Annotated in this window: 9 protein-coding genes; 7 read left to right on the forward strand and 2 right to left on the reverse strand. The window is 56.6% G+C overall.

Annotated features, from left to right (window positions below; translation table 11 throughout):
• The first annotated feature begins 9 nt into the window (after positions 1–9).
• Positions 10–1,317, forward strand: coding sequence for a DUF401 family protein (locus tag VLX68_11315; protein HUI92825.1), 1,308 nt, complete (start codon positions 10–12; stop codon positions 1,315–1,317).
• Between the two features lie 9 nt (positions 1,318–1,326).
• Positions 1,327–2,211, forward strand: a complete 885-nt coding sequence (locus VLX68_11320; GenBank protein HUI92826.1) for an NAD(P)-dependent oxidoreductase — start codon at positions 1,327–1,329, stop codon at positions 2,209–2,211.
• Between the two features lie 686 nt (positions 2,212–2,897).
• Here VLX68_11320 and VLX68_11325 read toward each other — a convergent pair.
• The gene (locus VLX68_11325) at positions 2,898–4,157 is read right to left on the reverse strand and encodes a carboxypeptidase-like regulatory domain-containing protein (GenBank protein ID HUI92827.1); all 1,260 of its coding nucleotides are present in this window, start codon (positions 4,155–4,157) and stop codon (positions 2,898–2,900) included.
• 217 nt (positions 4,158–4,374) lie between these two features.
• Between VLX68_11325 and VLX68_11330 the strand changes: the two genes are divergently transcribed.
• The gene (locus VLX68_11330) at positions 4,375–5,115 is read left to right on the forward strand and encodes a DUF72 domain-containing protein (protein HUI92828.1); all 741 of its coding nucleotides are present in this window, start codon (positions 4,375–4,377) and stop codon (positions 5,113–5,115) included.
• Positions 5,116–5,123: 8 nt separating this feature from the next.
• Here the strand turns inward: VLX68_11330 and VLX68_11335 are convergent, their stop codons facing one another.
• Entirely contained in the window at positions 5,124–5,360 is a 237-nt protein-coding gene (locus VLX68_11335; protein HUI92829.1) for a hypothetical protein, read from the reverse strand.
• 151 nt (positions 5,361–5,511) lie between these two features.
• On the opposite strand from VLX68_11335, the gene VLX68_11340 reads away from it, so the two are divergent.
• The 4 genes from VLX68_11340 (at position 5,512) to ilvC (ending at position 9,731) form a co-directional block, all read left to right on the forward strand.
• Complete coding sequence (locus VLX68_11340; GenBank protein HUI92830.1) at positions 5,512–5,844, forward strand: hypothetical protein; 333 nt, start codon at positions 5,512–5,514, stop codon at positions 5,842–5,844.
• Between the two features lie 415 nt (positions 5,845–6,259).
• Entirely contained in the window at positions 6,260–7,990 is a 1,731-nt protein-coding gene (gene ilvB / locus VLX68_11345) for a biosynthetic-type acetolactate synthase large subunit (GenBank protein ID HUI92831.1), read from the forward strand.
• Positions 7,987–8,469, forward strand: coding sequence for an acetolactate synthase small subunit (gene ilvN, locus VLX68_11350; GenBank protein HUI92832.1), 483 nt, complete (start codon positions 7,987–7,989; stop codon positions 8,467–8,469). The genes ilvB and ilvN overlap by 4 nt, the downstream gene beginning before the upstream one ends.
• A 161-nt stretch (positions 8,470–8,630) precedes the next feature.
• Positions 8,631–9,731 carry a ketol-acid reductoisomerase gene (gene ilvC / locus VLX68_11355; GenBank protein ID HUI92833.1) on the forward strand — a complete coding sequence of 367 codons (1,101 nt, stop codon included), beginning with the start codon at positions 8,631–8,633 and terminating at the stop codon, positions 9,729–9,731.
• The last annotated feature ends 186 nt before the right edge of the window (positions 9,732–9,917 follow it).

The raw sequence follows: 9,917 nt of genomic DNA on the forward strand, positions 1-9,917 counted from the left end.
GACAGCATCATGGAATTTCTTCTCTCAATTCCGGCCTATATTAAAGTCGGGGCAGTGTTTTTCGGCATCCTCATCGCCTACCGGTTTGGCCTTCAACTCGGCTACGCCATCCTGGCATTCGCGGTCTTGCTCACCCTGTGGACCGGCGCGGGCGGCAGCGGGCTCGCATACCAGCTTCACAACATGGCAATGCCCGAAAGCTGGCTTTTGCTCGTCGTCATCCTCATGCTCCTGTTTTTCACCGAGTCGCTTGACAAAACAGGAAGGATGCGGCGCACCATCGAGGCGCTGGAACGGTGGCTCAAAAGCCGCGCCCTGTTATACATGGGCCTGCCGGCACTTGTGGGACTGCTCCCCATGCCGGGCGGGGCGCTTTTTTCAGCGCCGCTTGTCGCGGCCGTGGACGCCGATAGCGGCCTGTCGCCTCCGCACAAGGCGGCGATCAATTACTGGTTTCGCCATGTATGGGAATACTGGTGGCCGCTCTACCCGGGCGTGATTCTCGCAATCAAATATTCGGGGTTGCCGGCGGGACTGTATTTTCTCATCCAGATGCCGTTTACCGTTGCGGCCCTCTGCGGCGGATATTTTTTCATCATACGCCGCATCCGCGCGGATGACGGCCGCCGTTCCCTGGGCCTGCTCAACGGCCGCGACGCGCTGTCGACGCTTGTTCCCATCGGGGTCATCGTGGTGACGTCGGTTGCCTGCTCGTTTGCTCTGCCGGCCTTTGGCGCCTCAAAGACCCTGGCAAGCCTCATCGGCATGCTTGCCGGACTTGCATTGGCCCTGGTTTCGGTGTTCTGGAAAAATTGGGCCGCTCTCAAACTCCCATGCAAGCTGTTTGCCATGAAAAGCACCTGGCAGATGATGGCGCTCGTGCTCGGCATCGTGGTGTTTTCGGCCGCGCTCACGTGCCCGCTTCCGGGAAACGCCGGAGCCACGCTCGTGACGAGAATGCGCGACGAGTTCATGACCCTGGGAATTCCGCTGCTGCTCGTCATCGCGCTCATCCCGTTTATTTCCGGCGCGGTCACCGGCGTCGCGTTCGGGTTTGTGGGCGCGAGCTTTCCCATCGTCTTCGCGCTCCTGGGCGCCTCACCGCACCTCAACGTGGTGTGCGCCGCAACAGTATTCGCGTACGGGTGCGGCTACGTCGGCATGATCCTTTCGCCCGTACACATCTGCTTTGTGGTCACCAACGAATATTTCAGGGCGCGAATGCTCGGCACCTACCGCTACATTTTCGCGCCCGCGCTCACGGTCCTGCTTGCGTGTTTGATTATGTCGGCCGCATATTATTGTTTATTGGGGTAGGAGCAAACCATGAAAAAACTGCTTGTCACCGGCGCGTCGGGTTTTTTGGGCTGGAACGTGTGCCGCGAGGCGCAAAAAACCTGGGAGGTGTTCGGCGTTTTTCACACCCGGCAGGTGGAAATCGCAAATGTAAAGATGCTTCAGGCCGACCTCGCCGACGCCAAACCGATGGAGATCATGTTCAAGGACATCAGGCCCGACGCCGTCATCCACTGCGCGGCGTTTCCCGACCCAAACCAGTGCCAGACCAATCCGGACGCGTCGTACCGCAACAACGTGCAGGCCGCGGTCATTGTCGCAACGCTCTGCGCGAAGCTCGGCGTGCAATGCGTGTTCACCTCGAGCGATCTGGTGTTTGCCGGCAATAACCCGCCCTACGACGAGGAAAGCCCGGTGGGGCCGGTTAACATCTACGGCCAGCACAAGGTGGGGGCAGAGCGCGGCATGCGCAAGGCGTTTCCCGAAGTGACCATATGCCGTATGCCGCTCATGTTCGGCGACGCCCCGGCAAACGCAAAAAGCATCGTTCAGCCCCTGATCGCGGCCATTATTGACAAAAAGGAAACGCGGCTCTTCACCGACGAATTCCGCACCCCGGTGAGCGGCATGGCCGCGGCAAAGGGCCTGCTGCTGGCGCTCGAACGGGCGCCCGGCCTTCTTCACCTTGGCGGCAGGGAGCGCGTGTCGCGTTACGACATCGGCGTGCTCGTGGCAAAGGCGATCGGCCGCGACGCCTCGGGCATCGTTTCCGCATTGCAAAAGGAGAATACGGGCGCCGCTCCACGGGCGCGCGACGTGTCGCTTTCAAGCGAGAAGGCGTTTGATCTGGGGTATGATCCGGGGACGATTGAGGAACAGGTAAGAGAATTGGAATGTGTAAAGGCGGTTCAATGATGAATGGCACAGCCCGCGCATTCCCCGCGACTTGGCGCGGGGTTAGCGGGCGACTATAAAATATTCTAATTCCACAGCCAAGGAAGAATCCCCGCCACTTGGGGCGGGGTTCTTCAATTTCTAAAGATCTTATCCGTCCAGATCTATATTTAACGTCAGTACCACGAATTGAGGAGGATCCCATGAAATATCTTCCCTCGATCCTTGCAATCTCGTTGTTTATTTTCTTTTGCAGTCCCAATGCGCCAAAAAATGGTCCGAACCCTAATGATCCTAAATTTATAGGCACGTGGAGCCCAATAGGGGGCAAGGGAATCTTCACTTTTCATCCGGACGAGACCTTTGATATTTTCGATTCTCTGCCACGGATCCATTGTATTGGAATTACTCTGAAGAGTATAAAACCTTTGCAGACCAGTTTGTGAATATTCCGCTCCGGTTCGAGCCGATCAATCTTTAATTAAATACCTTATTGCCGGAGACACTCTTTTTCTCATAAGGGAGTGTGTTCCCTTTACCGGCGCAAATACCCGGATTGTAGGGAGTTGGAACAAAGTACCCTCGAAATTGTATCTGTATCATGGCTCATTTATCTACGATGCATCCTCGATATTCATGGAGTTTACCGAGATTTTCCCCCGCAGCGGAGCGGTCGCCGTCTCTTTGACACAAAAAAAACCGGCGAGTCAGTTTATTTTCGACAAGTTGTACATCGTGTACTTGACAATCTTCAACAGCTGCGGGAACGACACGATGTCCTGGTTGTGGTAATTGGTCCACAGCAGGCGTCCTCTGCCCAGATAGTTCTCGATGATCACCGCCATAAGCGGGTTGGTGCCTTTGATGGCGCCCATCACGTGCGCGTTCGGGGGCAGGTCCGAAAACGTTTCGTAGCCCGACAGCATCCTGCCGCTGCCGTCGGTGGACTGCCACGCGATCTGCGAATACCCGACGTTCGCGGCCATTGCCGTGTCGAGGACGAGGAGCGTGTCGGCAGGCTGCTGGTCGCCGTCGTTGATGTTCTGGTAATACGGTGCGAATATCGCCTCGAGGGCGAAATAGCCGTAGTGTCCGCCGTAAACCACGCCGCCCTGCTCGATGTAATGGCTCATTGAAATGTACAGCGATGTGCCGCCGAGGTCGGCGGGAATCTCAGGCGCGATGCAATCGAGGAAGACCAATCCGTACTGTCCGAGAAAACTGGCCGCTGCCACGGTGTCGGAATCGGCGCGCGCACCGAGCGTGTCGACCGACATGGTGTCGAACGTGGTGAATCCGATCGCCTTCAGGACCACCTCGAGCGATTCGGCCGGCGCCTTGAGGACTAAAATCTTCACCGAAGAGTTCTGGGCGAGACGCAGCGCGGGTGCCGTGACTGCGGTGTCGCCGGGATGAATGGTCACCCATTCCTGCGCACCGAAAATGCCCAGGCGCGCGAAAAGGTTTTTTGTGCCGGGAGAAGCATCCAGCACGGCTTTGCCGGTCACGTTCGTAACCGCGGTGTCGGTTGTGCCATCGATCCAGACACGCACGCCGCCGAAAGGCTGGCCCTGGGGATCGTCCACCATTACATACATCGGGACCATCTGCGCCGAGCCCAGGATTATCGGTGATAAAACAGTAATGCTGTCTACTGCGGGAACCGTCTCGGAATGGGAGGAGACCTGTGTGCCCGACTTCGCCTGAAGGATTTGGCTGCCCGCCGGCGAGGTGAGGGTCGCCCTGCCCGTGCTGTCGGTGACCGCCGTGTCGTTTTGTCCATCAAACCAGACTCGCGCGCCCTTGACCGGCTGACCCGCTGAATCGAGCACGGTAATTTTTACCGTATAGTCCTGCGGTATTTTCGTGCCCGCGGGATTGGAGTTCTTTTTGGAGCATCCTGCCATGACCAGGGCCGCGACGAAAATCGAAAGAAAAACCATGTACGGAAATTGTTTTATTTTCACAGCCACGTCCCTTGGAGAATGGTGAGCAAGGTCATCATCCTGGAAGAAAATAAAGCGATCGAACAATATACTACAATCATCCGGTGTTTGGGTGAAAATCGCGGCGCAGTTGCCATGGGACGCTGGGATGATTGAACCGTGAACGGCGATTAAATATTTACCGGGATAAAACACCGGACCCCGGTCCCGTTTAAAGCATCAGCATGAGTTGTATCATATGCAATTGAAACTATTCATCGGCACAAGCGGGTACTCCTACAGTCACTGGAAGGAGACGTTTTACCCGCCCGACACCAAACCGCGCGATTATCTCGCGTATTACGCCACCCGGTTCAACAGCGTCGAGCTCAACGTGACCTTCTACCATTTGCCGCAGATAAAAACATTTGCGGGCTGGCACGACAAAACGCCGGAAGATTTCCGGTTTGTCATTAAGGGCTCGCGGTATATCACGCATGTCAGGCGGTTGATTGACATAGAGGAGCCGCTGACAAGGTTTTTCAGCAACGCGGCACCGCTGTCCGAAAAGCTCCTCGGCGTTCTGTGGCAGTTCCCGCAACCGTTTGCGCTGAACATTGAACGGCTGCGGCGGTTCGCTGACCTCCTGGCAAAACACCGCTGTTTCCACAGTTTCGAATTCCGGCACCCATCGTGGTTCTGCGAAGAGACCTATGCGCTGCTCCGCTCGCACAACATGAACCTCTGTATCGCGCATTCGGGCCGCTACGAAACGGCGTTCGAGCAGACCTCTGATTTCGTCTATCTGCGTTTCCACGGCGGGCAGGAGCTTTACGGATCGGAATATTCAGAAAAAGAATTAATGGAATGGGCTGCGCTGGCGCGACGATGGCTCGGCCGTTCGAAATTCCTGTGCGCTTTTTTCAACAATGATTACCATGGGTATGCGGTCAAGAATGCGCGACAGTTGAGAGAGTATCTTGAGAACGTGAAGGGGTGATTCACGGATTATTTTTTCGGTCTCTTTTTCGGCGGATCTTCAGCGACCTTGAGCAATTCCGGCCTGAGAGCGGGATAAGGAATGACGTTTTCTTTTGCCTTCCCGGCGCCAGGTCTTCCGGCCGAAAGCGGTATATAATCTTCGATTTCTTTTCTGCATAAGAATTTCCGTCCCGCAACGGTAAATGTCTTGAACCTTCCCTTGTTTACCAGTTTGGTTATGGATTGCCTGGAAACGCCGCGCATTCGTCCTGCATCAGCAAAGGAAATCAGGTCATCAGGGGAAAGTTTAATTATTTTCATAAATGGGTTGACAATGTTGCCCGAATAGTGTATATTATACACATCGGTAAAATCCGTAACATGTTCAATAGTTTTTTTTAGAAAGGAGATTCATATGTTAGAAAATAATAAAAAAACAATTATAACCAACGAGCGGTGGGCGCATATTATCGATTTTCTTATTCAAAACGAATCGCGGGTGAAATCACTGGTCGCCGATACGATCCATCCGGAAATGCTTCGCATAGACGTCATGCTCAAGAATATTGCCGACGGCGTCCCGTCACTGGGCGCCTGCGTTGCATTGCCTCGAGGAAAAAACGACATCGTGGCGCTGTCGTTTGTGCGGCCTTCGCCATTCAATCCCGGTGCGGTTAAAATGAGAATAGATTCCATCACCATAGAAGAAATCATCAACATGGTTTCAAATCAAATTGAAGTACGGTGAAAATAGTGATCCGCAGGAGTATGACGTCTGCAGACTGTGCTTCTTATTCACATGAATAAAATTCAAATGCAAAATTATCCTTGACTAATTAAAAAAATCAAGATATATTTATAGCAATAAAGAAAATCTCATGTTCACCGCATCAACAAAAAATAGAAATCTTTTGAGCCTCGTTCTCATCCTTAACGTGGTAGTGGTCATTCTTTTGCGAAAAAGGGAGACGGGCTTATAAAATTATAAGCAAGGAAAAATAAAAAGACCCGTCTCCCACAAGAGGCGGGTCTTTTTTTGTTGTTGCGCGTTTGCGCATGCCGGAACCGTTCCTTGATTACCCCCAGGGGAAGAGGTATTTTAACTGCTTCTTTTTCCGGCACTAACGCAGTGAAGGCGTTCACTTAACAATGCGGAGGATAGGTTGAAAAAGAAAGGTGCCGAGATTCTGGTTGACGCCCTGGTCCAGGAGGGCGTGGACTTCCTGTTCGGGTTTCCGGGCGGGCAGGCAATCCCGATATTTGACGCATTATACGACGAAAAAAAACTAAAGGTCGTTCTCGTGCGGCACGAGCAGGCCGCGGCGCACGCGGCCGACGGCTACGCGCGCGCAACCGGCAAAGTGGGCGTCTGCCTTGCCACGTCCGGGCCCGGCGCAACCAATCTCGTGACCGGCATCGCCAATGCCTATCTCGATTCAATACCCATGGTCGCGATCACCGGGCAGGTTCCCACGCCGTATCTCGGGACCGACGCGTTCCAGGAAGCGGACATGGTGGGCATAAGCAGGCCGGTCACCAAGCACAATTTTCTAGTCAAGGACATCAAGGACCTGCCGCTCATCCTCAAGCAGGCGTTTTACATCGCGCGCACCGGCAGGCCGGGTCCCGTGCTCGTTGACCTGCCGGCCGACATTTCCCGCGCCGTGCTTGACGATTACGAGTATCCGCGCGAGATCACGATGCGCAGCTACCGGCCCACGCTCGCCGGGCACCCGAAGCAGATCGAGCGGGCGGCCGCGCTCATCGCGACCGCTCAGAAGCCGCTGGTGTATGCGGGCGGCGGGGTGATCACGTCGGGCGCGCACGCCGAGCTGTTCGAGCTTTGCGTCAAGCTCAATGCGCCGGTGACGCTCACGCTCATGGGGCTGGGCGCGTTTCCGGGCGAGCACCCGCTGTTCGTTGGCATGCCCGGCATGCACGGCTCCAAGGCCGCCAACCTGGCGTTCCAGGAGGCCGACGTGATCATATCCGTTGGGGCGCGCTTCGACGACCGTGTCACGGGCCATGTGGGGTCGTTTGCGCCCAAGGCCAAGATCATCCATCTCGACATCGACCCGGCCGCGATATCGAAGATCGTCAGGGTCGACATCCCGGTGGTGGGCGACGCGAAGAACATCCTCACGGCGCTTGTCAAGGCGGTCGCGCCGCGGCCGGCGTCGGAATGGAACGAGCAGATCGAGAAATGGAAAAACGGCGCGATGTTTACGTACAAGAACTCGGACAAGGTGATCAAGCCGCAGTACGTGATCGAGCAGCTGTACCATTTGACAAAGGACAAGGACGTGCTCATCGCCACCGACGTGGGACAGCACCAGATGTGGACCGCGCAGTATTACCGGTTCTCCAGGCCGCGCACCCTGCTTTCGTCGGGCGGCCTGGGCACCATGGGCTTCGGCATGCCCGCTGCCATGGGCGCGAGCCTTGGGGCGGGACGGAAGGACACGGTGAGCATATCCGGGGACGGTTCGATACAGATGAACATCCAGGAGCTGGCGACCATCGCCATCAACAAGATACCGGTGAAGATCGTCATCATCAACAACGAGTATCTGGGCATGGTGCGGCAGTGGCAGGAGATGTTCTGGAACAAGCGCTACAGCTCGACCTGCCTGCGCGGCGGCATGCTGTGCGAGGACTGCAAGGGGCCGGGCCATTGCAAGGTCAGGTACATTCCCGATTTTGTCAAGCTCGCCGAGAGCTACGGCATCCCGGGATTGCGCGCGACAAAGCCGGCCGAAGTCGCTGACACTCTCAGGCAGGGCCTCGAGGTCAAGGGGCCGGCGCTCATGGAGTTCGCGGTCGCGCCCGAGGAGAACGTGTTTCCCATGGTCCCCGCGGGAAAGCCGCTCGACCAGGTGATGGAGGAACTATGAACACACGGACCATTTCGGTGCTTGTGGAAAACCACAGCGGCACGCTGTCCCGCATTTCGGGCCTGTTCGCGAGCCGCGGATACAACATCGCGAGCCTCACGGTCGGGGAGACCGAAGACCCTTCGATCTCCCGCATGACCATCGTGGTGGAGGGCGACGAGGCGATCATCGAGCAGGTGGTGAAGCAGCTCAATAAGCTGATCGACGTGATCAAGGTGATCGACTTTGAGGGGCAGCCGGTGATCGAGCGAGAGTTCATCCTCGTGCGCGTCGACTCTACAAAGTCAAGCCGCCATGAGATCGTCGAGCTCGCCGATTTGTTCGGCGCCAAGGTGGCGTACGTAGGGTCGTCGTCGATCACGTTCGAGCTCTCCGCGCCGTATGATATTATAAACGACTTTATTGGCTTGATAAAGCCGTACGGTGTGAAGGAGCTCATCCGCACCGGCAAGGTGGCCATGGCGCAGGCGCGGAAGTAAACAAAGGAAAACCTCGCCCCTCCACCCCCATCCCCTCCTCCACTCTCCGAATCGGAGAGGGGAGGAGGGGTGGCCCTGAGCGAAGCGAATGGCCGGGATGGTGGGGTGAGGTCTAACGAAACAAACGTTTTAATCATCATATACCAAAGGAGAACCAGACTATGGCAGTCATCAATTTCGGCGGAGTACGGGAAACGGTCGTCACGCGCAAGGAGTTCCCGCTTGCAAAGGCGCGCGGCGTGCTCAAGAACGAGGTCGTCGCGGTGATCGGGTACGGCGTCCAGGGGCCGGCCCAGTCGCTCAATATGAAGGACAACGGCATCAACGTGATCGTGGGCCAGGCGCCGGAATACAAAAAGGACTGGGACCGCGCTCGCAAGGACGGCTGGGTCCCGGGCAAGACGCTGTTTCCGATCGAGGAGGCAGTGAAGCGCGGCACCATCATCCAGATGCTCGTGTCTGACGCGGCGCAGCGCAAGATCTGGCCGACGGTCAAGAAATTTCTCAAACCCGGCGACGCGCTGTACTTTTCGCACGGATTCTCTATTGTCTATAAGAGCCAGACCGGCGTGGTTCCGCCGCGCAACGTCGACGTCATCATGGTCGCGCCCAAGGGAAGCGGCACGTCGGTGCGGCGCAACTTTTTAAGCGGCGCGGGCATCAACTCGAGCTTTGCCGTGGGCCAGGACGCCACGGGCCGCGCGCGCGGGCGGTGCCTCGCCGTCGGCATCGCGATCGGCTCGGGCTATCTGTTCCCGACCACGTTCCAAAAGGAGGTGTACAGCGACCTCACGGGCGAGCGCGGCGTGCTCATGGGCGCGCTGGCCGGCGTGATGCAGGCGCAGTACGACGTGCTGCGCAGCCACGGCCACTCGCCGTCGGAGGCGTTCAACGAGACGTCGGAGGAGCTCACGCAGAGCCTGATCAGGCTCGTTGACGAAAACGGAATGGACTGGATGTATTCCAACTGTTCCGCGACCGCCCAGCACGGCGCGCTCAAGTGGCGGCCGATTTTCAGGAAGGCGAACCTGCCGGTGTTCAAGAAGCTTTACAAATCGGTGAAAGACGGCGTTGAGACGCGAGAAGTGATCAGGGACTGCGGCAGGAAGGACTATCAAGAATTCCTTGGAAAGAAGCTCGCGCAGATCCATAACTCAGAGATGTGGCTTGCAGGGGCCGCGGTACGCTCGCTAAGGCCGAAGGAGAAGGCGAAGGACATTTCGAGTTTGACAAAGGGAGTCGGCGGGAGAGGGCAGAACTAATTAAAGTCGTCCTGGGTGGGGGAGGTATCCCCCTCGCCCCGGCCGAGAGGTTCCCCCGATTTTGTGGACACACAACCATTCCTGTATTTTACAGGAGAAGGAGTGTGTCTTATGGCAAATCGGTCGTATTCGGATGAGTTCAAGAAGGAAGCCATTCGTCTGGTGTTAGAAGAGGGCCGCACTCGT

The organism is Chitinivibrionales bacterium, assembly GCA_035516255.1.
Lineage (GTDB): Bacteria > Fibrobacterota > Chitinivibrionia > Chitinivibrionales > FEN-1185 > FEN-1185.

Coding starts and splice junctions, on each gene's coding strand:
- VLX68_11330 (HUI92828.1), top strand. CDS start 4,375: ATGCAATTGAAACTATTCATCGGCACAAGCGGGTACTCCTACAGTCAC.
- VLX68_11315 (HUI92825.1), top strand. CDS start 10: ATGGAATTTCTTCTCTCAATTCCGGCCTATATTAAAGTCGGGGCAGTG.
- ilvC (HUI92833.1), top strand. CDS start 8,631: ATGGCAGTCATCAATTTCGGCGGAGTACGGGAAACGGTCGTCACGCGC.
- ilvN (HUI92832.1), top strand. CDS start 7,987: ATGAACACACGGACCATTTCGGTGCTTGTGGAAAACCACAGCGGCACG.
- VLX68_11335 (HUI92829.1), bottom strand. CDS start 5,360: ATGCGCGGCGTTTCCAGGCAATCCATAACCAAACTGGTAAACAAGGGA.
- VLX68_11320 (HUI92826.1), top strand. CDS start 1,327: ATGAAAAAACTGCTTGTCACCGGCGCGTCGGGTTTTTTGGGCTGGAAC.
- VLX68_11340 (HUI92830.1), top strand. CDS start 5,512: ATGTTAGAAAATAATAAAAAAACAATTATAACCAACGAGCGGTGGGCG.